This is a genomic window from Algoriphagus namhaensis (genome assembly GCF_042649705.1).
Lineage (GTDB): Bacteria > Bacteroidota > Bacteroidia > Cytophagales > Cyclobacteriaceae > Algoriphagus > Algoriphagus namhaensis.
This window is the reverse complement of sequence record NZ_JBHRZS010000002.1, coordinates 136,365-160,636: the sequence shown is the minus strand read 5'-3', so window position 1 is coordinate 160,636 and position 24,272 is coordinate 136,365. Positions and strand designations below refer to the sequence as shown.

The 24,272-nt window shown below is 42.8% G+C and carries 23 protein-coding genes and 1 tRNA gene; 17 read left to right on the top strand and 7 right to left on the bottom strand.

Annotated features, from left to right (window positions below; translation table 11 throughout):
• Window positions 1-7 precede the first annotated feature (7 nt).
• Both ACFOSV_RS00740 and ACFOSV_RS00735 read left to right on the top strand, forming a co-directional pair.
• Complete coding sequence (locus tag ACFOSV_RS00740) at window positions 8-1,525, top strand: glycoside hydrolase family 3 protein (RefSeq protein WP_377902369.1); 1,518 nt, start codon at window positions 8-10, stop codon at window positions 1,523-1,525.
• A gap of 60 nt (window positions 1,526-1,585) precedes the next feature.
• On the top strand, window positions 1,586-3,043 hold the full coding sequence (locus ACFOSV_RS00735) for a phage tail sheath family protein (RefSeq protein ID WP_377902367.1): 1,458 nt from the start codon (window positions 1,586-1,588) through the stop codon (window positions 3,041-3,043).
• 62 nt (window positions 3,044-3,105) lie between these two features.
• Here ACFOSV_RS00735 and ctlX read toward each other — a convergent pair whose 3' ends face one another.
• Together ctlX and ACFOSV_RS00725 are read right to left on the bottom strand one after the other, a co-directional pair.
• Window positions 3,106-4,035 carry a citrulline utilization hydrolase CtlX gene (gene ctlX / locus ACFOSV_RS00730; protein WP_377902365.1) on the bottom strand — a complete coding sequence of 310 codons (930 nt, stop codon included), beginning with the start codon at window positions 4,033-4,035 and terminating at the stop codon, window positions 3,106-3,108.
• A gap of 1 nt (window position 4,036) precedes the next feature.
• On the bottom strand, window positions 4,037-4,894 hold the full coding sequence (locus tag ACFOSV_RS00725) for a hypothetical protein (RefSeq protein ID WP_377902363.1): 858 nt from the start codon (window positions 4,892-4,894) through the stop codon (window positions 4,037-4,039).
• A gap of 115 nt (window positions 4,895-5,009) precedes the next feature.
• Between ACFOSV_RS00725 and ACFOSV_RS00720 the strand changes: the two genes are divergently transcribed.
• The 6 genes from ACFOSV_RS00720 to ACFOSV_RS00695 all read left to right on the top strand — a co-directional run bounded on the left by ACFOSV_RS00720 (window position 5,010) and on the right by ACFOSV_RS00695 (window position 7,564).
• Window positions 5,010-5,432 (top strand): hypothetical protein, encoded by a 423-nt coding sequence (locus tag ACFOSV_RS00720; RefSeq protein ID WP_377902361.1) that lies wholly within the window; start codon window positions 5,010-5,012, stop codon window positions 5,430-5,432.
• Between the two features lie 156 nt (window positions 5,433-5,588).
• Window positions 5,589-5,662, top strand: a tRNA-Asn gene (locus tag ACFOSV_RS00715).
• 169 nt (window positions 5,663-5,831) lie between these two features.
• Complete coding sequence (locus ACFOSV_RS00710) at window positions 5,832-6,674, top strand: N-acetylmuramoyl-L-alanine amidase-like domain-containing protein (RefSeq protein WP_377902359.1); 843 nt, start codon at window positions 5,832-5,834, stop codon at window positions 6,672-6,674.
• Between the two features lie 121 nt (window positions 6,675-6,795).
• A complete protein-coding gene (locus tag ACFOSV_RS00705; protein ID WP_377902357.1) occupies window positions 6,796-7,188 on the top strand; it encodes a hypothetical protein in 393 nt (130 codons plus the stop codon).
• A complete protein-coding gene (locus ACFOSV_RS00700; RefSeq protein ID WP_377902355.1) occupies window positions 7,185-7,376 on the top strand; it encodes a helix-turn-helix transcriptional regulator in 192 nt (63 codons plus the stop codon). The genes ACFOSV_RS00705 and ACFOSV_RS00700 overlap by 4 nt, the downstream gene beginning before the upstream one ends.
• A gap of 11 nt (window positions 7,377-7,387) precedes the next feature.
• Window positions 7,388-7,564 (top strand): hypothetical protein, encoded by a 177-nt coding sequence (locus ACFOSV_RS00695; protein WP_377902353.1) that lies wholly within the window; start codon window positions 7,388-7,390, stop codon window positions 7,562-7,564.
• A 43-nt stretch (window positions 7,565-7,607) separates the two neighbouring features.
• Here ACFOSV_RS00695 and ACFOSV_RS00690 read toward each other — a convergent pair whose 3' ends face one another.
• The 5 genes from ACFOSV_RS00690 to ACFOSV_RS00670 all read right to left on the bottom strand — a co-directional run bounded on the left by ACFOSV_RS00690 (window position 7,608) and on the right by ACFOSV_RS00670 (window position 13,392).
• A complete protein-coding gene (locus tag ACFOSV_RS00690) occupies window positions 7,608-8,444 on the bottom strand; it encodes a ThuA domain-containing protein (protein WP_377902351.1) in 837 nt (278 codons plus the stop codon).
• A 95-nt stretch (window positions 8,445-8,539) separates the two neighbouring features.
• Window positions 8,540-10,966 carry a TonB-dependent receptor domain-containing protein gene (locus ACFOSV_RS00685; RefSeq protein ID WP_377902349.1) on the bottom strand — a complete coding sequence of 809 codons (2,427 nt, stop codon included), beginning with the start codon at window positions 10,964-10,966 and terminating at the stop codon, window positions 8,540-8,542.
• A 223-nt stretch (window positions 10,967-11,189) separates the two neighbouring features.
• Window positions 11,190-11,561 (bottom strand): SpoIIAA family protein, encoded by a 372-nt coding sequence (locus ACFOSV_RS00680; protein WP_377902347.1) that lies wholly within the window; start codon window positions 11,559-11,561, stop codon window positions 11,190-11,192.
• Between the two features lie 112 nt (window positions 11,562-11,673).
• Window positions 11,674-12,171, bottom strand: a complete 498-nt coding sequence (locus tag ACFOSV_RS00675; protein ID WP_377902345.1) for a cytochrome C — start codon at window positions 12,169-12,171, stop codon at window positions 11,674-11,676.
• Window positions 12,172-13,392: a sulfite oxidase gene (locus tag ACFOSV_RS00670; RefSeq protein WP_377902343.1), complete on the bottom strand. Its 1,221-nt coding sequence runs from the start codon at window positions 13,390-13,392 to the stop codon at window positions 12,172-12,174. It abuts the gene before it with no gap.
• Window positions 13,393-13,548: 156 nt separating this feature from the next.
• On the opposite strand from ACFOSV_RS00670, the gene ACFOSV_RS00665 reads away from it, so the two are divergent.
• The 9 genes from ACFOSV_RS00665 (at window position 13,549) to ACFOSV_RS00625 (ending at window position 24,231) form a co-directional block, all read left to right on the top strand.
• A complete protein-coding gene (locus ACFOSV_RS00665) occupies window positions 13,549-15,024 on the top strand; it encodes a sulfatase-like hydrolase/transferase (RefSeq protein ID WP_377902341.1) in 1,476 nt (491 codons plus the stop codon).
• Between the two features lie 136 nt (window positions 15,025-15,160).
• Window positions 15,161-15,352, top strand: coding sequence for a hypothetical protein (locus ACFOSV_RS00660; protein ID WP_377902339.1), 192 nt, complete (start codon window positions 15,161-15,163; stop codon window positions 15,350-15,352).
• A 50-nt stretch (window positions 15,353-15,402) separates the two neighbouring features.
• A complete protein-coding gene (locus ACFOSV_RS00655) occupies window positions 15,403-16,563 on the top strand; it encodes a sialidase family protein (RefSeq protein WP_377902337.1) in 1,161 nt (386 codons plus the stop codon).
• Window positions 16,564-16,676: 113 nt separating this feature from the next.
• Complete coding sequence (locus ACFOSV_RS00650) at window positions 16,677-18,434, top strand: hypothetical protein (protein ID WP_377902335.1); 1,758 nt, start codon at window positions 16,677-16,679, stop codon at window positions 18,432-18,434.
• Window positions 18,435-18,518: 84 nt separating this feature from the next.
• On the top strand, window positions 18,519-18,977 hold the full coding sequence (locus tag ACFOSV_RS00645) for a hypothetical protein (protein ID WP_377902333.1): 459 nt from the start codon (window positions 18,519-18,521) through the stop codon (window positions 18,975-18,977).
• A 61-nt stretch (window positions 18,978-19,038) separates the two neighbouring features.
• Entirely contained in the window at window positions 19,039-20,355 is a 1,317-nt protein-coding gene (locus ACFOSV_RS00640) for an aminotransferase class I/II-fold pyridoxal phosphate-dependent enzyme (RefSeq protein ID WP_377902331.1), read from the top strand.
• Window position 20,356: 1 nt separating this feature from the next.
• Window positions 20,357-21,430 carry a serine hydrolase domain-containing protein gene (locus tag ACFOSV_RS00635; RefSeq protein WP_377902329.1) on the top strand — a complete coding sequence of 358 codons (1,074 nt, stop codon included), beginning with the start codon at window positions 20,357-20,359 and terminating at the stop codon, window positions 21,428-21,430.
• A 174-nt stretch (window positions 21,431-21,604) separates the two neighbouring features.
• Window positions 21,605-23,050: a PhoPQ-activated pathogenicity-related family protein gene (locus tag ACFOSV_RS00630; protein WP_377902327.1), complete on the top strand. Its 1,446-nt coding sequence runs from the start codon at window positions 21,605-21,607 to the stop codon at window positions 23,048-23,050.
• On the top strand, window positions 23,047-24,231 hold the full coding sequence (locus tag ACFOSV_RS00625; protein ID WP_377902325.1) for a glucuronyl esterase domain-containing protein: 1,185 nt from the start codon (window positions 23,047-23,049) through the stop codon (window positions 24,229-24,231). The genes ACFOSV_RS00630 and ACFOSV_RS00625 overlap by 4 nt, the downstream gene beginning before the upstream one ends.
• Window positions 24,232-24,272: the final 41 nt, after the last annotated feature.

Here is a 24,272-nt window from a genome sequence, read left to right as displayed (position 1 = left end):
GCGTTTTATGAACTTGACTCTAAGAGAAAAAGTATCCCAGTTTTTCCTTCCAGCCGCATTTATTCACGATTCGGAAGAAAACTATCAAGCACTAGAGGACCTCATCAGAAAGGAAAATATCGGCGGACTCACCTTTTTTCATAGCCGGCACTCTGCTGCCGCTAACTTTGAAAAAAGAGCCGAAGCCCTAACTTATTCAGGGACTTTGGAGAAAATGATCGGACTGATCAATCGCTACCAGCAAGTCGCTAAAACGCCACTTTTGATCAGTATTGACGCAGAATATGGCTTGGCAATGCGGATCGAAAACACCCCGCAATATCCCTTTGCGATCAGTCTTGGAGCTTTGCAAACTGATGCGATTACAAAAGTGGAAGAGGTGGGTTTCCGTATGGGAAAGGATCTGAAAAGTGCGGGTATTCATTTAAACTTTGCTCCATGCGCGGATGTGAATACCAATCCAGACAATCCGGTGATAGGCTATAGATCCTTTGGTGACAAAGTGGAAAAAGTTGCAGATTTGGCTTTGGCGAATTATCAAGGCATGAAACGAGCGGGCATTGGTGCTTGTCTCAAGCATTTTCCTGGACATGGAGATACCGCAGTGGATTCCCATTTGGGATTGCCTGTGTTGCAAAAAAGTCGAGCAGAACTTGATGCCGAGGAACTAGCTCCTTTCAAAAAAGGTATCGCAAACGGCGTGGAAATGATCATGGTGGGCCATTTGGCTGTGCCAGCATTGACCAATGGAAAAGATATCCCGGCAAGTATCAGTTCTGAAATTATCACCGACTTGCTCAAAAAGGAAATGGGATTCACCGGACTCGTGGTTTCCGATGCGCTGAACATGAAGGCTGTTGCCAATCTTTTCCCTACCCCCGGAGAGCTGGAACTCAAGGCCTTTGAGGCTGGAAATGATCTTTTGTGCTTTTCAGACCACGTGGAAGATGGAATAGAAAAAATTGCTAGTTCGGTGGATCCTAAAAAGATCGAGCAGGTTTTTGAGAAAGTGATGGAGTTAAAGAAAAGACTTGGTGTGCTGGATTTCGAGGTTTTGGATGTCCCTGAGTTTGACTGGAAAAGTCATTCTGCATTCCAAAGTCACTTGGCTTCGGATTATGTCAAAGTGATTCAAGGCGATCTAAATACATTCCAACTCAACTCTCTGGCCAAAATTAAAAAACTGGCTCATCGCACGTTTTTCGGCAAGAGTCCTTCGCTTTTTTCTGAATTGCTTAACAAACATTTCAACCAAAAGCTAGAAGAAAATTCAATTGAAGATTCCGAAATGGTATTGATTTCGGCCTTTATTCCTAGTCACAAGCCCTTGAATATATTTGGGATGAAGGATGCAATTTTGGAAGAAATCAAAAAAATAGCGAAGTCAAAACCGACTATTTTGGTGCATTTTGGTAATCCATTGGCATTGCGACATTTTGGAGAATTGAAGGACTTTCACACAGTAATTTGTGCCTATCAAGGTTTTGAGGAAACTCAGCGAGAGGTTGCAAAGCTTTTTTCTTAATCTTATCGAACTTCCATTTTCTGCGCTGATTTCGTTATCTTACTCTACTAGGATTTTAAAATGACGAAAAGGCGATTCAGGACACCAGGCGTTTATGTGGAAGAGGTTAGCTTCGGCCCACCTCCCATTATGCGTGCAGAAACGTCAATTGTTGCATTTATTGGGTATACCGAGCGATCCATTCGAGATACTGATAACCTCCTTCTTGTTCCTACAAAAATCAGTTCCTTCGTAGAATTTGAATTAATCTATGGAAAAGCGTTTCCTTCAAAATTCGAATTAGTTGACGCATTGCCAGGTGATACTGAATCAATTCTAATTGCTGGTCAAGCTAAATCCATTTCTTTTTTACCCCAACAACAAGGCTTTTTGCATTCCGCAGTTTGTGCATTTTTCGAGAACGGGGGTAGCTCCTGCTATATAGTCTCAGTAGGTAATTATGCCGGCCAAGCCAGCCTAAACATAGAGAAAGGAGAATTATTAGCTGGACTCACAACTTTAGAAAATGAAGTAGAGCCTTCCATCTTAGCGATTCCAGATGCAGTTATTTTGGAAGTCGAATCCTTCAACATTTATCAAGAGATGCTTTCTCATTGTGCGAAAGCCAGAAGAAGGTTTGCCATTTTAGATGTGCCTTTTGGTCACCGGGCTCGAAGTACAGCTCCCGATTGCATCACTGAATTCAGAAATAAAATCGGGACTCAAAACCTTTCTTTTGGGGCAGCATACTATCCGTGGCTTCATTCCAGCTTGGTTCAACAAAACCATGCCTCGATGCGTCACTGTTTTGAAGGAGTCAATCTAGTTGATATGCTTCCGGAAACCAATGCCCAAACTTTTCTAAGCTCAAGCCCAGAACCTACAGGAGACTACCGACATCAAGGACTTTTGAGTTTTAGTCCAACATACTCGAAAATCATCGAAGGTGCTGTTAGAAAATTAAATTTACTTCCTCCTTCTGGCTTCATCGCAGGAATTTATTCAGCTACCGACAATTCTCGGGGTGTTTGGAAAGCGCCGGCAAATATTGAGTTGAATTCTGTAAATCAGCTTTCAGTAAGGATAGCAAACGAGGATCAGGAAGATCTAAATACAAATCACTTTTCCGGAAAATCGATCAATGCTATTCGGGAATTTTTAGGTAAAGGTATTTTGGTCTGGGGTGCTCGAACGCTAGCTGGAAATGATAATGAATGGAGATATGTAAACGTAAAGCGGACGTTTATCATGGTGGAGCAATCCATTAGGAATGGATTAGAACCATTCGCTTTTGAGGAAAATAATTCAGTGGCATGGTCAAGGATTAAATCATCCTGCCTGAATTTTCTTTCCAACATTTGGCGTGAAGGCGCATTGGCTGGGACTTCCCAAAAAGACGCGTTTTTCGTGAAGGTTGGTCTAGGAGAAACTATGACGGCCCAGGATGTTTTAGAGAAAAGGATGATCATAGAGATAGGGATGGCTTTACTGAGGCCTGCTGAATTTATTATCCTGAGAGTTGAACAGAAAATGGCCTAAACCCCTGTTTACAAAAACGAAAATTCACAGCTCGAGCAGTTCGCTTTTATCAGTTCCCAAGATTAGCTTTTAGGCAAGAAAATCTCAGCCATCATGCAACGTGCACTGCCTCCACCGAGTTTTTCTATGGTTGGAATTTTAGGATTGATGATGGTCGTATATTTCTCAATCAGCTGAATTTGCCCCACATTGAGTGAATCGAGTGCAGACTGAGACATGACAGTAAACTTCTCACCCCCATCATTGCTGACTTCTAACATATTTCCCGCGAAGTTGAATTTCTGCTTAGCCGTAATGGGAATTACTTTTTTTCCAGCTGAAGTTAGGGCCTTTTGAACGGCTTGTTTTTCAGATGCTTTAGGGATGCTATCCAGACAAACTATCGCCAGATCCGTGCCGATATGCATCATTACATTCGTATGGTAAATGGGGCTTTGAACCCCATCAATTTCCTGAACTGCATTGAAACCAACAATCTTATAGCCCAAGATTTTCCCTACATACTCCAGCGGAAAAGGATGTGTGCGTTCAGAGTAGCAAGCAAAGATCGTCTTGGACGTATGATCCATCACCATGCTTCCTGTGCCCTCAAGGAATTGATCGTCTTGCTCAAAAAAACTCAAGTCTATCAGGTCGCTAATCTGGAAATTCATAGACATCAGTAACTCGATCAGATCTTTTCTACGTTCCAGCCTTCGATTGGGGCTGTACATGGGATAGGTAATCAGCTTGCCATCCGGATGGGTACTAAACCAATTGTTTGGAAAGACAGCATCCGTTTTAACTGGTTCGGCTGTATCCTCCACCACAATGACATTTACCCCCTGATCGCGCAGTAAGGCAACAAAACCGTCAAATTCAACTCGTGCTTGTTCTTCTATTTCCTGTTGAGGGCGAGTGTCATTTTTTTGGTAAAAATTATTCTCCGCTGTTTCAGGATTAAAGCCAAAATGAGCGGGACGAACCATGAGGATATGTGAGGATGTCTGCATGCTATTTTTGCTTTAGGTAATGATACAAAACCGGTTTGATTTCAAATCTCTCCTCACTTAGTGTAAAATAACCCTTCCCATCCGCTTGAAAGGCAATGGATTCACCTTGTGGTTCTGGTGTATAAAGTAAGATCTTAAAGGGTTTCGCGAGCGTTTCTGGGATACCTGTTCCCGACTCTCGCTGCCAATAGTAAACGGCAAAATAAGTCTTTACTAGGATGGCATCGCCTGCTTGGCTGATATCTGCTGCCACTGTACTGGTAAAGGGAAAAGTACCCATTTCCACTAGATCGATTGGTCCCTCTTGTTCAAAAGCTTGAGTGGGCATTTCAAATAGTGTGTTTTCTTGATTTCTCTTTGAAATCAAATATACTTTGCCAGAAATTGGATCCACGAATATTGCCTCCGCATCCATAGCGCCCTCAGGGAATTGGAACCTTGCCGTTTCAGGTTTAACAGTCGAAATGGCTTGCTTTGGTTCGGGAAATCGGTAAATCAAAATCTCCTCGTGTTGCGCCAAATTATCTCCGATTTCGGCCACATAAACATAACTCTTGCCCTCAGGTCCAGGACCCACAGCGATATCTTCCCAGTCCCGATTTGATACGCCTTCCAGTATGACTTTACCCAATTCCTCTCCTGAAGTGGACATGACGAATACTGCGTTTTCTCCTCCACTATCATTGTGAATATAGAGCCAGTCCGGATTCAATTTGCTTGCTGCCATACCGCTGATTTCTACCCAATCAGGATTAGGAATTTCTCGAACAGCCACCGCCGCAGAAAAGAGGCTATCCTGCCCAAATGTGAGAGAAAAACTGCACAAAGAGATAAGAATTGCTAGAAAGAGATGTTTCAAAGGCTTGATCATTACGCCATCAAAAGTAAAGAAAATAGTCCTTGAATTGTCGAAATTCTGATCTAATGCATAGTTTAAGGAAAAGAAAAAACTGATGCATCCTTTATTGAAAAAAATGAATTTTAAGGAGAACATGTCTCCTAGAATCTGGAATACTCCAGAGGAGTTTAGAGGTTGGATAGATGAAATTGAGGCCTTATATGGAAAATTGCCTGAGAATTCGAACCCAAATTTTCTTTTGAGTTTTGTCAAAGACCAACAAGAACTCGATCATTTTTTTGGTCAAATGTTGCCTTTTCTGAATTCTGATGAGGTTTTTTGGCTGGCTTACCCAAAAAAATCCTCTAAAAAATACAAAACTGATATCAACAGAGATCATGGATGGGGAGAATTGGCAAAGGAAGATTTTGAAGGAGTACGGATGGTTTCTTTAAACGAAGATTGGTCAGCCTTGCGTTTTAGGAAAGTTAAATTTATAAAAAACATGATCCGGAAATTCAGTCTCAAGGACCAGATTAAACCGAAAAAAGATAAATAAAGCTAAAGGTCAAAAAATAAGTGCTTGATTCAGAAGTAAAAAAGGCATCGATTAGGGAATTACATAAGTTTTTTGAGTAGATCGTTTGGATTAAATAAATGATGCTTCTACATTTGCAACACGTTTTCGGAAAACGCTCCGAAAGCCAACCCAAATTCCTCCTTAGCTCAGTTGGTTAGAGCATCTGACTGTTAATCAGAGGGTCCTTGGTTCGAGCCCAAGAGGAGGAGCAATCAAAGCCTTAATTCTCACGAATTAAGGCTTTTTTGTTTAATCCCTTTCGGTTGATAAGGCCACGGACAGGAGCAAAATCTGGTACGGAAGAGTCAGTTTTTTTTAAAAATTCATCTCTCTACGGAGAAAAAGCCTAATTTCATTACTTACAAAACGAAAATAATCTTGAGATACTTTACCCTTCTATTTTTATTAATTCCAAATTTAATAACAGCTCAGGCGGTATGCACTCCTGAAAGCCGGGAGCTTTTGGAAGAGAAGCTAGAAAGGCTAGAAAGTTTGGACGTCTCTGGATTATCAAGCGGAGAGCTTGCCGCAGAAATCGGCCAATGGTTTCTAGGTACTGAATACGTAGCAAAGACCCTCGAACTGCCAGGCGAAGAAAAACTAGTGATCAATCTGCAAGGGGTAGACTGCACGACGTACCTAGAATCAGTGATTGCGCTGACCCGCCTTGCCCAGAAACAGGAGTATACTTTCGAGGCTTTTGAAGGAGAACTCGAACTCATTCGCTATCGAAATGGGGAAAACACCGGCTACCCTTCACGCCTCCATTACTTCTCCGACTGGATGTATGCCAATGGTGAAAAGGGACTATTTCAGAACATCACCCAAGAAATCGGGGGAGTACCCTACCCCAATCAGCCGAGCTTTATGTCGGAAAACCCACAGTTTTATCCTCAGTTGGCTGATCCTAAAAATGTGGAAGCTATCAAAGCGACAGAAGCAGAGATTGGCAAGCGAAGCTATTTCTATATCCCAAAGGAAAAAGTAGCCGAGGTGGAAGATCAGATTCAGTCTGGCAATTTGATTGCCATCACCACTACGATCAATAATCTTGATATGGTACATGTGGGCTTTGCAATTGAGCATCAAGGACGAATTCATCTTTTGCATGCCAGTTCAGCTAGTATGCAGGTCGAAATATCAGACCTTCCCCTAAGTGACTACCTTGCTCGCAACAAAACCCAGTCCGGAATCATGGTGAGCAAAATTTTATCCCCCTGAATTTCAATGTATTAAGGTCTAAATAAAAATTTCTTCTAATTTAAAATGTAAATAACACTTGACTTTTGTAAAGTCTTGTTTACATTTGTCAAGTAGACTTTACTTAAAAGATATGGAAACAATGAAATTAGAACGAAACAAACGAGTGAAAAAACTGGCTGTCTGGACTTGGACTTGGGTGGCCACTATGGCTTTAGCGACTTTCGGTCCCAAGTTTATTTGGGATGGACATGTCTTCCTAACGACTTTCGCCATTCTGGTGAACCTTGCAAATGGAATTCTGATGATTCGCGCAAATCGGGATCTTTTCAATCATTTTGACGAGCTAGAAAAGAAGCTTCACCTCGAGGCCATGGCGCTGACTTTGGGGCTAACTGTAGTAGTCGGCTTAACTTTCTCCCTGCTAGACCAAACGGACCTTATCCCGTTTGACGCTGAAATTGGTCTTTTGGTGATGTTCACAGGGATTACTTATATGATCACCTTGCTCATCAATACGAAGCGCTACAAATGAAAAATCGAGTGAGAGATTTCAGAGTGGAAAAAGGTCTGACACAAGATCAACTCGGTGAAATGATAGGAGTATCGCGACAAACCGTCAATGCGATAGAAAAGCAAAAATTCGATCCGAGTTTACCTACGGCCTTTAAACTATCCCAACTGTTTGATAAAAGAATCGAAGAGATTTTTATCTACGAGTAGTCAAAATTGAAATGAAAAATAGGCGCATCTTAATCATTGGAACAATACTGGGAACCATCTTGGGAAGTGTAACTGCTGCATTTTATGGAAACCTACACATTTGGTTAGGCCTAGGTTTTTCACTCGGCCCAACGATTGCTTTTGTCATCCAAGAGTTTCAGGCTTTAAACCAAGAGAAAGAAGTTTGATGAAATATTTTCGAAAAGGGAGTATCTGGATGCTCCCTTTTTTTTACCACTCTATGGCATTGATAAGCATCTGAATAAATGCCTCTTCACCCCAAGCTGTGGCATTATGCCCCATCGAAGTGTAGAAGGTCTTGCCTTTCCCAGTCTTTTTGAACCAAGCGACTGGATGGTTTTTACCCATTCCGAATTCCTTGCTCTTGATAAAAAGGAGATTTCCACTTGGAAGAATTTTATCCCCGTCAATTGAGTACAGTATCTGGAAGCCTCTGCTTGCGGGATCTTCAAAAAACACATACCATTCGTCCGTATGAACCCACTCCTTTGCCAAATCTCTAGACAAGACAGAATCAATCCCAGGTTGCAAACTTACTTGAGCTTCCTGTAATTGTGGATTTAGGGGATGGTGTGAAAACTTGGCTCCTAGTAAATGCGTCTCGTACCAGTCCCAATGATGTGAATCATCTCCAGCTCCGTGAATTCCGATAAGTTTACCTCCATTTTCGACATACTCTTGCAAAACAAGCCGCTGCTCATCGGTGAGAACTCTCCCGGTTGAATTATTGAAAATCACTACATTAAATTGATTCAATTGCTCCGAATTAAATACTCCAGCGGATTCGGTATTGTACAGAAACCAACCTTTTTCAGTACTTATTCTTCCAAAAACCTCTTTCGCCGCTTGGATGGACTCCCCGTGTCTGAATCCCGTGGTTTTAGAAAAAAGCAAAACCTTAATCCCCTCTTGTGGAATGGAGATATCAGCAGGATCTGTTTCATAACTGACAGGAAAACCATTCTTTACTTTATAGACAAAAAGCCCACCTCCCAACACGATCAAAAGGAGTAAAACCCCAACAATCAAACCGAGAATTTTGAACATCTTTTTCATGCCTTCAAAATAAGAATTTCAACTTGAAGACACTCAACAAAAAAGCCACTCCATTTAGAAGTGGCTTTAAATTGAAGTGACTTGCATTAGAGTTTTATTCCAAAAGTCAGATAGAAAGTTCGACCATCTGCCGGCATAATACCTGGACCTGGATATCCACCAGCTCTTCGAGTGAAATAGCTTTCATTAGCCAAATTATTCACCCCTGCCTTTAGGCTATACCTCTTTTGGAATGTATAAGCCGCTGAGAAATCCTGAACTTGATATGCAGGTATCAATCCACTTGTGGCGTTTTCATTCGGTTCAATGGAATTACTCGCATCCGAGAATGTCTCGCCAACGTCACTCAGTTGCCATGTTGCGGAGAAATTTTTGTAGCGATAGGTGGCACCAAAACGGTTGATTTTTCTAGGTGCATTTTCCACTCTATTTCCTGCAAGATTCCTTGATACGATTTCACCATTTACCACACTTGTTCTCTCAAAATCTTGGTACTCTGCATTGATATAGGCTAGCGATGTAAATAGATGAATATACCCAAAGCTAGAACTTCCCACAAAGGCTGTAATCGGATCGAATTCTACAAAAGCTTCCACCCCTTGGCTTACTGAAGTCCCCAGATTAGTTCTAAACTGATATCTGCTTCCATCTGTGTTGGTTTCAGTGATTGTTCCAATCCTATCAGAGTAATTCAAATAGAAGTAACTGGCATCAAAATTCAAATAGGTCCCGATGCTTCCCCTATATCCGAAGTCAAAATTATAACCGCTCGCATCTTGCAGATTTGGATCGATCACATCAGTTGTGGCAGGTGGGGTCAGATCAGAAATCAATACTGGACGATAAGCTTGAGAAAAATTAGTGTACAACTCTGTCGTCTTGCTCAAATGATACTCTCCACCAAAACCTAGCAATGCGAAGGTTCTGGTTCGATTTTCAGGAATCAAAAGGTCTGGAACACCATTCACTGTATTCAAAACCCCCTCCATGTTGGAGGAAATATGCTCAAGTCGTAACCCAGCTGTGAGTAAGAGTTTATCAGTCACATTAAACATATTCTCAACGAATGCTGCATGATTTACATTATCAAAATCCAAATCACGTGGATAGCTATCCTCTACCAAATCAAAATTCATATCTGACCCTGCATCTCCAACTCCACGCTGATTTCGGTCAATATTTCCCTTATAAAATCTATAACCAGCCACAAGATTATGCTCGCTTCCAAAAAGAGAATAAGCCGTACTAAGTCTCAATTCTGAACCGAAGGTGTGATACAAATCACGATCTACCTGTCTATTACCCAAATCATCCTCCTGGGTAATCGGCTGCATAAACCCTACACTATTTCGTTGTGCGATGGTACCAAAAGCTTTGAAATTAATCTTGGTATTTGGGCTTAGAATATAATCGGCATTCAAAGATGGAATAAACCAAGGAGTATTAAACCAGTTTCTAGCTCTTGTGCTTTGTCTTGGGTCTTCCGCAAATTGGGCATCTGTCAAACCTCCTGGCTGCTGGGTTTCTGTAGTCATGTAAGTTAACTCACCCCCTATTTTAAGGCGATTACTAGCTGCAAAATTCACTTCCAAATGGGCATGATCGGTATTGAAAAACCCATTTTCTCTCCATCCGTTCCCTCTTCTCTTTTGATAATATGCCGTGTAGTCCCACTTGCCTTCTGTTCCTCCTATGTAGTTGAAGGTGCTAAACAGGCCATTACTTCCCACTGTATTGATGCTCTCAGCTGTAAATCTGGTAGATGGGTCTGGCTTTCTCAACACAAAATTCATCAATCCCCCAAACTGCGGTCCATACTGCAACGAAGAGGCCCCTCGGATAATTTCGATTTGCTCCACTACCTCCATTGGAGGGGTAAAATATGCCTCAGGATAGCCCATAGGATCAGGAGTAATGTCGTAGCCATTCATCCGTACATTAAATTCCCAAGATCGATTGGGACTTAATCCTCTCGAAGCTACACCAAGTTGAATTCCTGAACCGTCATTTTCCCAAATAGAAATCCCAGGAGTCCGACCGAAAATTTGACGGCTGTTATTCATCGCAAGGTTTGCGTCGATCTCAGCCAGTCGGATCACCTCATTTTTCCTTCCCGCATTGATCCGGAAATCTTCTATTTCAGGAAGTCTGCCCTGCCCGTTCATTCCTCGACTTGCCAGAAGCTCAAATGAATCCAGCCAAATTTCATCTTCCAGAAGGACGAAATCGAGTGTCTTCTTCTCTTCTTTTCCAATTTGGAATTCCTGAACTATAGCTTTGAATCCTATAAGTTGGGCTTTCAACTTATACTCTCCTTCAGGTAAATCTTTCAGAACGTAACGACCTTCGCTATCCGACTGCACACCACGCACCGTACCTTCTAGAGAAACTGAAACTCCTTCGACTGGCTGCTGATTCTGATCAAGAATTTTACCTTCCAACACATTTCGTTGTGCCAAACTCAGGGACATTCCCAACAAATACAGGCAAAGGGTAGTTAATACTACTCTCATAAATTCTAGTTTTTATTTAGACTCGATTTAAATAATGATGCAAACGTACTAAGGAGAGTAAAATCAAGCAAGTATTATTTATAAAAAATCTAAATAAAAATAGTGGCATATATTTAAGTGGATGAAAATCAGCACAAAAAAATAAAGCACCTTACTACATCCAGCAATTGCCAATCATGAAGCAATTAATCAACAGGCGCTAAGAAGGCTTTTTCAAATTTGGCTAGCCTAATCTTTTCGAGACCCCAAGCCAATTATATGCAGCATCTTGATCCACTTTACGAAATGCTTTGAATTTTATCTTGGGAACCAAGAGCCCCAAAATTTTAACCGCGGACCGCAAAAAATTACTATCGGCCACCATGGCATACTGTTTGGCTTTGCCAATCCAAGCAAGATCCAAAGCCAAAGCTTCTCTCGCAGTGGAAATATTCTCGTAGCCTTCGAATTTTTCTACAAGTGCTAAAATGCGAATCTTATTGCCTTTTGGTATGGATGCCTGAATATTCTGAAGCCGCTTCATGTCCTCAAAGGCAATTATCCCATCGATTTTATAGATCAACAAAGCGTCTTCTGGTTGAAAATTTATTTCCATATCAAGCAAATTAAGAAAACGGGCAGCATGCACCCATAAGACTATTAAGGCTCGAATTTGGTTTTCAACCTATTCACAAAGTAAAATCATCCAACCAAAAATATATCCGTTTTTACTCTAGCTCATACCACTCGATATTACTCAAGCCCCCACGACGTCCCACTTTTTTAGGGGGGTAATTGGTGACCAAATAGTCCACGATCACTTTTTCATTTTCACCAAGATCCCAAAGGTTTTGAGTTTCCTGCATCCACCGAATAGTTTGGATCCAACGCTCTTCGTTCATCCGATTGGCGATGACAAGCTGCGAGGAGTGACAATTGGTGCAATTCTGTATAGTTACCATCATCCCTGGAGCATCGATAAAGCCTGTTTCCACATGGATTCCATTGACGATTTCATCCGAAACGTCTAAGGTTAGAGGTTCTTTAGCACCTGTATCTTCAGACGATCTCAATGAGTCAAAAGCCGAAAGATTAGGATCTAGAATCAAATAGATGGAGAAGCTAATTGACAAAATCACAATCACCACTAATCCAACAACCAAGCGAGAAATCTGCTGAAACCCTCGTCTCAATTCATCTGCACCTTCTTTATTTTCCTTTTTCATCTAGGTGATTTTAACCGCAATTCGGTGACAAGCATTATTGAGGTATCCTTTGGGATTCCATCCCGGTACAAGCATGGGCTGTGACACCCCTCTTGAATCTGTTGCTCTGGCCCACACTTCATAATAACCGGGCTGAGGAAAACTCACTTCCGCAGAAAAGTGCTGCCAAGCGAGTCGATTGACGGGCTTACGAATAGGACAGGTATTCCAAGTGGACCCAAAGTCTATGGAATATTCCATTTTAGTCACTTCATACTCTCCTGCCCAAGCATGGCCACGAATAGTCAGCTTTTTCCCATTTGAAAGCATGGCACCAGACTTGGGATAGGTGATCAGGGATTTCACAGGCATAGATTCAATGATGCACATATCCTCTTCCTGTACTTTTTGACCCGGCGCCACTGGACTACAAGGGACTTTATATGAATCTCCTCCCATCTTTTCTCCGTCATGAACTCGATCCCGAACGCTTATTTTTTGAACCCATTTACCCGAAGCTGATGCCGGCCAGCCCCCAGCCACTAATCGGAGCGGATAGCCATGAATCAAAGGAACATCTTCCCCGTTCATTTGAAAGGCCAGTAGTGTTTCTTCTTGCATCGCTTTGGAAATGGGTACCCCACGAGAAATTGCTTCTTTGGCTGGATCTCGACTGAGATGCTCATCCGCTGCATGATATCCTATGTACACCGCATTGGATTTTATACCCACGTCATTAAGCACATCCTTCAACCTTACCCCAGTCCATTTTGCACAATAAACCGCACCCACCGCCCATTGATTTCCCTGGGCCGGTGGATCAAATTCTGCTCGACCATTTCCTCCACACTCCAGCGTGAGCTGATAAGTATAAGACTTGAATTTAGACTTCAGCTCTGCCAAGGTATAAGTTTTTGGTGCGGACACCGATTCTCCATCGATGGTTAGCGTCCATTTATTGACATCTATATCTTGGGGAACTAGCCCATTATTTCGCACGAAAATGTATGGATTTGGAGTTACCTCATCGTCAAGTTGATGAGCCAGGGCCTCCATATTGTAAGGCTTTTCATTCAGCAAAATCATATCCTTATCCTTTTTAAAGAGGGAAAATGGATCCTGATCAGTCAGGCCTAAAGGAAGTAATCCTTTTGGGAGATTTGCTCCAAAGACCAAATCTGTCCCAAATGCTGAAGCCATGGCGGCAAGGGTGGTTTTGCTGATAAATTTTCTTCTATCCATTAATAAGGCCGGTTTCCAGCCTTTCAAGTTAATTGTTAAACCAAACAAAAAAAAGTAAGGAGACTCAGATGTCTCATCCCGGCTGAACGCGCATTGCAGAGGAGATGACGGGCCAAAATTTCAAGGCTGTCAGAAGAAAATTTGTATTTTTTGATCATGAAAAAGCTCTCAATCCTGTTTAGCTTGGTTTTAGTATTCCTCAGTTGTGAAAAAAAAGTCGAGGAAAAAATCTCTCCCAAGCCAAACATCCTATTCATTTTTGCTGATGATCAGCGGGCTGATGCACTGGGCATCGCAGGAAACCCCAATCTAAAAACTCCCAATATCGATGCACTTGCCAAGCGCGGCACACGATTTACCAATGCCTACGTAATGGGAGGGAATCACGGGGCTATTTGCGCAGCAAGTAGAGCCATGCTGATGTCTGGAAAGGGTCTCTTTAGAGTACTCGATAAACTTGAAGGTGAGCACACCATGCCCATGCATTTCGCAGCTCATGGCTATACGACATTTGGCACAGGAAAATGGCATAATGAGCGCTCTGCTTTTGAACAAAGCTTTCAGCACGGAACCAATGTTTTTCTCGGAGGGATGGCCAATCACTACAGTATTTCTTTAAGAGATATGACAGAAGCAGACACACTTTCTGCACCAGAAAACAAGGGGTATTCCACCGATCTTTTTACGTCCTCGGCCATAGACTTTATTGAAAAGCATGTGAACTCCGGAGCCGAAAACCCCTTTTTCGCTTACGTCTCTTTCACCGTGCCACATGACCCCTATTCTCCTCGCGAGGATTTTATCGATCGATATAGCCCGGATGAAATCAAACTACCTGAAAACTTTCTTCCTCTTCATCCCTTTCAATTTGACCAATTAAATATCCGTGACGAAAACCTTTTGGCCTGGCCAAGAGACCCGGAAAAGGTAAAAGCTGTATTGGCGGACTATTACGCCCTCATTACCCATCTGGATACTCAAGTCGGAACCTTGATCGAAACGCTGAAACGACTTGGGCAATATGATAACACCATCATCGTCTATGCGGCCGATAATGGTCTAGCAATCGGTTCTCATGGTCTATTGGGTAAGCAAAATATGTACGAACACTCTTCCAAAGTGCCCATGATAATAGCTGGCCCCGGCGTACCGGAAAATGAAATTCAGGAAGCCTATACTTATCTTTTCGACTTGTTCCCCACGCTTGCGGCTCTTGCCGACTTACCACTGCCTGAAGGAATCGATGGAGTGAATTTGGTGAAAGTGATGGACGGCAATAGTGAAGGAATTCGGGGCTCCATGTTCAACGCCTATCGCCACACTGTACGCTCGATACGAAAAGATGATTGGAAGCTGATTCGCTATCCTGAGCGAGATTTTACGCAGCTTTTTAATCTGAAAGATGATCCAGATGAATTGAATAATCTGGCAGATAAGCCAGAAATGGCTCCAAAAATCGAGGAACTGAGAGCCCTTCTCCTTCAAGAACAGCAAGCCGCTGGAGATACCGTGGCTTGGACTGCTGAGGAAATCCTTCCTTTGGAATATGACTACAAGAGGATCGATCGATTCCCAGATCGCTGGCAACCTGAGTATACCTTGGACAAATATTTCAGTGATTTGGAAGATTGATAGCTTAATGTCCATTCTCAAGTAAACACTGTACGAAATAGGACAGTACCATTCGCCCAAAATGCCAATAGAGGTCGATTCCAAGCATTTTTAAGATTGGAATAGGATTTGAACTTTAAGGAAATAAACTAAACCTATGCTCACCTTTCTTGTTTGGCTTATCCTTTTCATTATTTGTTGGCCACTAGCCATCATCGCCCTGATCCTCTATCCAATCGTTTGGTTGCTTTTGCTTCCGTTTCGCTTGCTTGGTTTTGCCATCGATCTTTCTTTAGACCTGGTTCGAAATATTTTTATGTTTCCATTCCGAGCCACAAGCCGAGCCTAAATTGGATTAGTAATTTCTAATCTGCATTTTGAGGGAGCTAACCCCTCGAAATGATGCGCTCACTTTTTCTTATCGTTCTATTTTTTCTTTCACTTGAGTCCAAAGCTCAAGAAACCTTGGTTTTTGAGGGTGGCAAAGAAGGTCATGCCATCTACAGAATCCCGGCCATCATTTCTCTACCCAATGGAGAGCTTCTAGCCTTTGCCGAAGGCCGGGTAAATGGAACCGATGATTTTGGAGACATTAATCTGGTACTCAAACGAAGCCGAGACCAAGGGGAAAGCTGGTCGGATTTAGAGACCTTAGTCGACTATGATAATCTACAAGCAGGCAATCCTGCTCCAGTTTTAGACCTTCATGACCCTCAATATCCCGATGGTGTGATTTTTCTTTTTTACAACACAGGAAATAACCACGAGTATGATGTTCGTCTGAATAAGGGAGTACGTGAGGTGTGGATGCTTCGCTCCTTTGACCTGGGCAAAAGCTGGGAAGAACCAGTCAACATCACTGCGCAAGTTCACAAACCTAATAACCCAGAATTCAATCCCGACTACACGAATCCTGCTGACTGGCGCCATTATGCCAATACTCCAGGACATGCATTCCAATTTCAAAAAGGTAAATATCAAGGCCGAATCTACGTGGCTGCCAATCATTCCTCTGGAGATCCTCAAGCGGACTGGTCGGATTATCAGGCTCATGGATTTTACACCGATGACCATGGCAAAACCTTTAAAATCTCCGAATCCATTAACATTCCCGGCTCTAATGAATCCATAGCCACCGAACTGCCCAATGATCGGATGATGATGAGCATTCGAAATCAACGTGGCGATATCCGTCAGAGAATATTGGCTTTTTCTGAAGACGGTGGTGCGACTTGGTCTGAGCAGTATTTTGAGCCACAATTGCCCGATCCGGTCTGTCAAGCTTCGATTCTTTCTTTTCCTGGCCCTTCGGGAAATACGATTTTGGCACATTCCAACAATGCCAATCCGGAACAAAGAAATGACCTTACACTAAACTTCAGCTTTGACTTGGGGAAAACGTGGAAGAACTCCATTTTGATCGACTCAAAAAATACAAAACCTGCTACTTCCTGGACCGCATACAGCGATTTGGTCTTGATGAATTCCGATATTGGAGTGCTTTATGAGCGCGACAATTACCAAAAGATTGTTTTCAAAAGAGTTTCTTGGAGCGATTGAAGATTCTTGAATCACAGCTTTTGTTTTGACTTGAAGATTGCTCATATTCTTTTTGTAAAAGTAATTTTAAAGCTAAAATTTCTAATTTCTTGAGGGCTTTCGTGCTAATTATTATGGCTATGTTTTGGTGTGCTACTGCCTTTACTCAAAGCAAAAAGGATAGCACCAAAACCTCCATTACGAAAAAAGCCTTGGAGCAAGGACTTGACTTGATCTCCCAATCAAACAGAGATACGGTTTTGGTACAAAATAGTGATGAGGAATTCGTTCAATTTTCCGGTAAAATCATCCGAGAAATCTATGTAGAAAGCATAGGGTTTGAAAAGTCAATCTACGGGAATGAAAAGCCTATTGTCAAGAAAATGGGGAGAATCGCCAATAGCCTTCACACCAATTCAAGGGAAAAAACCATTCGACAAAATCTATTTATCAAACCGAATGAAAAAATCAACCCTTACAAAATGGGGGACAATGAAAGGTTTTTGAGAGGCCTAGATTTTATTTTGGATTCACGATTGATCGTGACTCCTGTGGAAGGCACAGATTCAGTGGATGTGACTGTTTTGACCAGAGATGTTTTCAGTATTGGGTTCTCTGCTGGAGGAAATCTTACTTCAGCACCCATTCTTAGAGCCTATGATGCAAATCTTGATGGACGAGGGCAAAGATTGGAGTTCAATCTGCTTTTTGATGCCGATAGAAGGCCAAGGACAGGATTTGGGGCTTCTTATGAAAAGAAAAGCTTTTTAGGAAGTTTTGTTGATTTGGAGTTATTCTACACTGAAATCAACGATGGCATTTCCTTCGGTATAGAGAAAGAGTATTCTTATGGTTTGAAACTTGAACGGAAATTAATGTCTCCCTATACCCGACTGGCTGGCGGAGGGCAATGGAGCAGTAATTGGTCAAGAAACGTGTATTCAAGACCTGATTCAGTCTTTTTGGACTACAAATACAATGTTGCTGACTTTTGGATTGGTTATAATTTCGGTGCAAAAAAGGCCATTCAAGATAGAAATAGAATGTTTCTCGCAGTGAGATCTTTCAAGGGTTATCTGATAGACACCCCAGTCCAAGAAGATTTCTATCAAGAACGATCCTTCAGAGATATTAATGGGGTTTTATCGGAAATGACTTTTTATAAAAGAGATTTTTTCAAAACTCAATATGTTTATGGATTTGGTAGAACAGAAGATGTGCCTTACGGCTATTCATTCAGCCCTTCCGTAGGGGTTATTAGGCAGCAAGGGAGACAGCGAGGATATACCGGGATAAAATTCAATTATTCAAAGGGATATCCGTCGGGAAGTTTTTATATCGTAGATTTTAATTCATCCAGCTTTTACAAAAACTCCAAGCTTGAGGATGCCTTGGTTTTTACAACATTTCGCTATTTCACACCCGCTTTTGTTCTGGGACGATACAGATTGAGAAATGAAATCAATTTTTCGTTCGCCAAGCTATTTAATACCAACACTAACCAATGGCTTGAAATAAACTCTACTCAGATACCCGGCCTAAGAATTAGGGACTATCAGGCAGAGGAAAGATCCACTTTTAGGGCAGGTTCTCAAGTTTTCACTCCGTGGTCTCTCATAGGTTTTAGAATTGCGATGTTTGGAATTTTTGATATGGTAAGAGTTCGATGCAACACTTGCCTTGCGACCGAAAATATTTATACAGGAATTAGTTCTGGATTTAGAATCAGAAATGAAAATTTGATTTTTGGAACCATGGAATTTAAGGTCACTTATATTCCAAATGATGAAACAGGAGATTCAAAATTCGCATTCAAGTTTCGACAAAACCTTCGGATTAGGAGCAGGAACAACTTCGTCAACCCTCCTTCATTCATAAGATTCAACAATTAATCTAAGGAAAAGCTAAAAGCTGACTTTTGTCATAGTGTGCTAGAAAGATTTGCGATAGGTTTCGCAGACAAAACCCAATCACCTATGAAAACACCTATACAATTTGGCCGATTTTCGCTCTTTATTATTTATTTCTGGTTTGGCATCCTAAAAGTTATCGGTATCTCCCCTGCAGAAAGTCTGGTTGAAAATCTCTTTCTTCAGACCTTTGGGACTTTCATCGATTTTAAGATTTTTTGCCTGGGTTTTGGGGCCTTCGAATGTGTGTTGGGTATCCTTTGGCTTTTTCCAAAGTTGACCAAAATTGCCTTCTATCTACTTATCGCTCATATGATCAGTACTTTTCTGCCTGTTCTCTTACTACCTGAGGCTACTTGGCAGACTTGGTTTACACCGACACTCGTGGGACAATACATCATCAAAAACTTTGCGCTGATCTCCTTAGCATGGTTTATTCAAGCCACAGAAAAGCCACAAAATGAAGAGGTCCTTTCCAAAACACCAAAAAGAAGTCCTCTCGAGAATTTGCCTGAAATAATTTGATCGGTTCTGCCATCCTCAATTTAATTTCTAATTTGTGCAATAGATTTTATTGAGCACATTGATGACGGAACATTTATTTTTATCCGAAAAAGGCAAAAAAGCAAGCAGCACCCTGGCACGAGTAGACCTAGACGTCTATTTTGAAGCACTCGAAAACCGCTATCATCCAGTCGACAATCCTTCAGGGGCATTGCCGATGAGCGTGGCTGAGAATCAGCTTTGTTGGGACAATCTCAAGCAAAAATTTCAGCAAATCACTCGTAAGCAAGACATTCCCGACTGGGTGGCCAGCTATGGCGACGCTGCAGGCGTGGCTTCATTTCGAGAGGCTATCGCTTCTTTTTTCAGCGAGTTTTTATTCGGATGCCCTGTTAATCCCGAATCTTTAGCTTGCTTTGGAGGCGCCACCGGGGTGATTGAGATGACGGCTTTTCTCCTAGCAAATCCCGGCGACACTGCGGTAATTCCCGCGCCGAGCTATCCTGTGTATACAGGAGATCTTGGGGTGATCCCGGGGGTAAAAAGATATGATCTACACACTCATCATGAGCTAGAGGAGATCCAAAATGAAATCTCAATCTCTCTGGAAAAACTAGAGAAAACCAAAAATGAGATCGAAGCTCAAGGAAGTCGATTCAAACTTCTGATCCTCACTTCCCCGGACAATCCCACAGGAATGATCTATTCCGAGGCGCAGCTCAGAAGTATCGCGGACTGGTGTATCGCCGAGGAAATTCACTTGATTGTAAATGAAATCTATGGACTTAGCCGATTCAATCTGGATCACCCGCAACTCCGGGAGAGTTACCCAGATCCCATCCCTTTTTATTCCTTCGGAAAACTTATGCACGAATACCAAAGTCCATTGCTTCACCACTGGTATTCTTTTTCCAAGGATTTCGGGATTTCAGGTTTCCGAATTGGAGTAATTCATAGTCATAATTCTGGTTTGATTCAAGGCAGTCGCAATGCCGGGCTTTCACACTCCATATCAAATTACACACAATGGGTGGTTCAGGAAATGCTAAGTGATCATGATTTCTTGGAGGAATTTTTCCAAAAACATACACACCGACTCACCGAGGCCTTTTTGACTGTAAAAAAAGCCATGGACGAAGTGGGAACCCCCATTCAACCTGCCTACGGTTCGCTTTTCGCTTGGGTGGATTTTTCAGCCTTTCTTAAAGAAGAAAGCCATGAAGGAGAAACCGATCTCTGGCTAGAAATTTTTGAGAAAACAGGAGTTCTACTCACTCCGACTGACGGCTTTGGTCACTCCAAAAAAGGATTATTCCGACTGGTCATCACCAGTCTCTCTCCGAACGAACTTAAGCTCGCTATGGAAAGACTTCAAGAGTTTTTCAAGAACAAAAAATAGAATGATGAAACGCGTTAGTATTCTGTTCATCGCGTTGATCCTCACGCTTCAATTCGTTTCTGCTCAGGATTTACAAGCAGTTTTGGATTCACAGGTCGGTGAAGAAATGCCGGGTATTTTATTCAGTATCTCATCAGCGGACCTCAACTGGTCAGGTGCAGCAGGGGTAATTGACACTGAATCCAAGGAACCCTTAACTCCCGAAAACACCTTTCGGATCGCGAGTGTCACCAAGACCTATGTTGCTGCCAGCATCTTACGACTGATGGAGGAAGGAAAGCTGAACCAAAGTGATCCCATTTCTCAACATATCAGCGCAGAGCATCTTGACATTCTAGCGCAGGACTATCCTGTGGATCAAATTACGATTCGTCAGACCCTTCGCCATTCTGCTGGTTTCTTTGATCACACCAATGCTCCTGAGTTTTTTGATAGAATTCTCACTACTCCAAGTCACGAGTGGACTCGAACAGAGCAACTGAAACTCTGTGTGGAAAAAGGTGAGCCTATAGGTCCTCCGGGCGAGCAATTCAGCTACTCGGATACGGGATATTTGATTTTGGGAGAAATTATCGAGAAATACACCGGCAAGGATCTGGACGGAGGAATCAAGGAATTACTTGGTTTGGAAAAATTTGGGTTGGAAAGAACGGATTTCGAACGAAGGGACCCCGAAACTGACTCCCTACGCATTCACCAATATTTCCAAGGGATAGATACCTTTGGGTTTAGCCCAACTGTGGACTACTATGGCGGCGGAGGTTTACTCTCCACCACTTCGGAATTGGTGCAATTTTTTCAAGCACTTTTTGTAGGGCAAATCTTCAAAAATCCAGAAACTCTAGAAATCATGCTAGAGCCAGTGAGCTATGCCGAAAAAGCACGAATGGACTATCAGTTGGGTATGTACCGCGTACAGATCGCTGGTAAATTGGCCTACACACATACTGGTTTTTGGGGTACTCAAGTGGTGTATATTCCAGATTTGGAGATCTTTATGGCTGCTAATTACTCATCAGCCTGGAAGGGAAGTGCTGTAGCACCGATCTTTTCAGAAATTCTAGAGGAGCTCTAAAAAAAGAAATGAGCTTGAGCTTTCATCAAATCAATTGCTGTAAGAGTTTCAAACCAGTTTTAGATTTTCGTGTAACCCTCACGACTAACTTCACTCGTATAATTCTTTCTTCCTGATGTAGAATGGGTTAGTGGATTTCTTTATCTTTTGGATAGAAACCCAAAACCTAAGGAAATGACTATCAAAAGACTACTCGTCTCATTTTATTGTCTAGCCCTTCTTTTCGCCTGCTCGGCTCCCAGCGAAAAAGAAGAAGTACCAAGCTCCCCTCCTTCCAAAACTCTGCTGAAAGACTATGTCAATGGTCCTAGTCCTGATTTCTCCTATGAAATCGTACACTCCGCGACCGGCGAAGAATTTGACTTTCATGTCTTGAGGATGGTTTCGCAAAACTGGCTCAGTTCAAATCAGGTGGATCAAACTGAATGGTGGCATTGGGTCTCTCTCGTGGTGCCCAAGGACACTCCCTTTGACACAGGTTTGATTTGGATCGGGGGAGGAAGCACAGGAACTGAAATGCCCAAAGAACCTAATGGGCTCCTTGTCGCCGCAGCTCAGCAGACCAATTCAATCGTGGCGGAGATTCATAATATTCCTTTTCAGCCTTTGACCTTTACGGATGATCCCGGCAATCCGCGGGTGGAGGACGAAATCATCGCTTTTGGCTGGCGCAAATTTCTGGAAGGTGGAGCCAAAGACGAAGACGCCATTTGGCTTGCAAGATTTCCCATGACCAAAGCAGTGAAACTGGGGATGGATGCCGTCACCGAGGTAGTGGCCAAAAACTACCAGAAGGATTTGAATTCCTTCGTGGTTGGCGGAGCTTCCAAACGTGGATGGACCACTTGGACGACTGCAGCCACAGACGATCGTGTGATTGCCATAATTCCTGTGGTGATCGATATGCTCAATTTGGAAGAATCATTTAATCATCATTGGAAAAATTATGGCTTTTGGGCACCTGCCGTGAGCGAGTATGTGGATGAAGGAGTGATGGATTGGATGGGAACTGCGGAGTTTGATCGCTTGCTGGAGATCACCGAGCCCTACTCCTTCCGAGAGGATTTTGATATGCCCAAATTACTGATCAATGCCGCCGGGGATCAGTTTTTCCAACCGGATAGTTGGGAGTTTTACTGGAATGATCTCATCGGAGAAAAGCACATGCAGTACGTACCAAATTACGGGCATGACCTCTCGGAATCAGACGCCCTCCCGAATATGATTTCATTTTATGCCTCTATTTTGAATCAGACTCCCAGACCAAAGTATGACTGGAAGGTAGAGGAAGACAAAATCGTGCTGACTTTGGATCCTGCCGATAAGCCCATTTCGGTAAAGACCTGGACAGCGAGCAACCCAGATGCACGGGACTTCCGAGTGGACGAATTTGGACCCAATTGGAAATCCGCGGATCTAGCGATCAATGACGAGGGAGTTTACGAATTGGCTTTGGAAAATCCAGAAACAGGTTTCAAAGGCTACTTTATCGAAGTGACTTTTGCGGGCAAGACTCCTCTGAAAATCACCAGCGGAGTGGAAGTGATGCCCCGAACTTATCCCTTTCCAGCCTATGAACCCAAAAGAACTATGGAAACAGCCACACCGAATCTACCATGAAACTCCCCTTTCTTTCCATTCTCCTCCTCACCTTGATCCCCATTAGTATGCAGGCTCAAAACAAAGCAAATTATGATGAAAGCAAAGTCCCGGCTTTGGTACTCCCTGATCCTTTTGTCAGTGAAAAAGGGGAAGTGATTCGCTCCAAAGAGGACTGGGAGAAGGTCAGAAAACCTGAAATTTTTAAGCTTTTCGAACGAGAGGTGTATGGCCAAATCCCCCGGGATTTTGAAGATATTTCCTTTGCGCTAGCTCAAGAAAATGAAAACCCCTACCCCGATCTCGCCCGGCTGGAGGAAGTAGATATCACGGTACGCAGACAAGGGCAAAGTCATACCATGCGGCTCAACCTTTTTCTTCCCAAGAAGAAATCAGGCTCATTTCCGCTAATCCTATTGATCAATCATAGACCTATGGATCCAGAGGGCAGCTTAGTGGATGAAGCATTTTGGCCTGTGCCGGAACTAATCAAAAGAGGCTTTGCCACCGCATCTTTTCATGCCGAGACCGTTTCGCCAGATGATGCGGATAGATATCAAGAAGGTATTCTGAACACGCTCTACCCGGAGCAAATGGAGATGGCCGACGGTATGAAAGCCTTTGGGGCCTGGGGCTGGGCGGCCATGCGAGGGATGGATTACTTTGAGCAACATGAAAAAATCAATGCAGCAAAATCTGTCCTAGTGGGCCATTCCCGAGGTGGAAAAACTGCGTTGTGGACTTCAGCAAACGATCCCCGATGGGCGATTACCTATGCCAATGAATCCGGTTGCGGGGGTGCAGCTCTATCACGTAGGAAGTTTGGGGAAACTGTTGAAATAATCAATTCCAGCTTTCCTCATTGGTTTGCTGACAATTTCAGAAAGTACAATGGCAGGGAAGAAAGCCTGCTCATCGATCAGCATATGCTACCGGGACTGATCGCGCCCAGGGCGGTTTATTATGCTAGTGCCAAAGGAGACCAATGGGCGGATCCCAAGGGCGAATTCCTGAGCCTGAAATTAGGTAGTCGCGTGTATACCGATATCTATGGCCAAAAGATCCAATTTCCTGAAGCTTTCGAAAGCATTACCTCACCGATTCATCAAAAGTCCGTGGGCTATCATATTCGAGAGGGAGAGCATGACCTAAGCTGGACCGATTGGGAGATTTTTCTGGAATTCGTTGAAAAGAACCTTTAACAAACCAGTGAAGTAAAAGCTCGGTCAAAGGAATACTTGAC

Excerpts from the sequence above, each read along its gene's own strand:
- ACFOSV_RS00740 (WP_377902369.1), top strand. The coding sequence starts at position 8 with ATGAACTTGACTCTAAGAGAAAAAGTATCCCAGTTTTTCCTTCCAGCC.
- ACFOSV_RS00735 (WP_377902367.1), top strand. The coding sequence starts at position 1,586 with ATGACGAAAAGGCGATTCAGGACACCAGGCGTTTATGTGGAAGAGGTT.
- ctlX (WP_377902365.1), bottom strand. The coding sequence starts at position 4,035 with ATGCAGACATCCTCACATATCCTCATGGTTCGTCCCGCTCATTTTGGC.
- ACFOSV_RS00720 (WP_377902361.1), top strand. The coding sequence starts at position 5,010 with ATGAATTTTAAGGAGAACATGTCTCCTAGAATCTGGAATACTCCAGAG.
- ACFOSV_RS00705 (WP_377902357.1), top strand. The coding sequence starts at position 6,796 with ATGAAATTAGAACGAAACAAACGAGTGAAAAAACTGGCTGTCTGGACT.
- ACFOSV_RS00700 (WP_377902355.1), top strand. The coding sequence starts at position 7,185 with ATGAAAAATCGAGTGAGAGATTTCAGAGTGGAAAAAGGTCTGACACAA.
- ACFOSV_RS00695 (WP_377902353.1), top strand. The coding sequence starts at position 7,388 with ATGAAAAATAGGCGCATCTTAATCATTGGAACAATACTGGGAACCATC.
- ACFOSV_RS00690 (WP_377902351.1), bottom strand. The coding sequence starts at position 8,444 with ATGTTCAAAATTCTCGGTTTGATTGTTGGGGTTTTACTCCTTTTGATC.
- ACFOSV_RS00685 (WP_377902349.1), bottom strand. The coding sequence starts at position 10,966 with ATGAGAGTAGTATTAACTACCCTTTGCCTGTATTTGTTGGGAATGTCC.
- ACFOSV_RS00680 (WP_377902347.1), bottom strand. The coding sequence starts at position 11,561 with ATGGAAATAAATTTTCAACCAGAAGACGCTTTGTTGATCTATAAAATC.
- ACFOSV_RS00675 (WP_377902345.1), bottom strand. The coding sequence starts at position 12,171 with ATGAAAAAGGAAAATAAAGAAGGTGCAGATGAATTGAGACGAGGGTTT.
- ACFOSV_RS00670 (WP_377902343.1), bottom strand. The coding sequence starts at position 13,392 with ATGGATAGAAGAAAATTTATCAGCAAAACCACCCTTGCCGCCATGGCT.
- ACFOSV_RS00665 (WP_377902341.1), top strand. The coding sequence starts at position 13,549 with ATGAAAAAGCTCTCAATCCTGTTTAGCTTGGTTTTAGTATTCCTCAGT.
- ACFOSV_RS00660 (WP_377902339.1), top strand. The coding sequence starts at position 15,161 with ATGCTCACCTTTCTTGTTTGGCTTATCCTTTTCATTATTTGTTGGCCA.
- ACFOSV_RS00655 (WP_377902337.1), top strand. The coding sequence starts at position 15,403 with ATGATGCGCTCACTTTTTCTTATCGTTCTATTTTTTCTTTCACTTGAG.
- ACFOSV_RS00650 (WP_377902335.1), top strand. The coding sequence starts at position 16,677 with ATGGCTATGTTTTGGTGTGCTACTGCCTTTACTCAAAGCAAAAAGGAT.
- ACFOSV_RS00645 (WP_377902333.1), top strand. The coding sequence starts at position 18,519 with ATGAAAACACCTATACAATTTGGCCGATTTTCGCTCTTTATTATTTAT.
- ACFOSV_RS00640 (WP_377902331.1), top strand. The coding sequence starts at position 19,039 with ATGACGGAACATTTATTTTTATCCGAAAAAGGCAAAAAAGCAAGCAGC.
- ACFOSV_RS00635 (WP_377902329.1), top strand. The coding sequence starts at position 20,357 with ATGATGAAACGCGTTAGTATTCTGTTCATCGCGTTGATCCTCACGCTT.
- ACFOSV_RS00630 (WP_377902327.1), top strand. The coding sequence starts at position 21,605 with ATGACTATCAAAAGACTACTCGTCTCATTTTATTGTCTAGCCCTTCTT.
- ACFOSV_RS00625 (WP_377902325.1), top strand. The coding sequence starts at position 23,047 with ATGAAACTCCCCTTTCTTTCCATTCTCCTCCTCACCTTGATCCCCATT.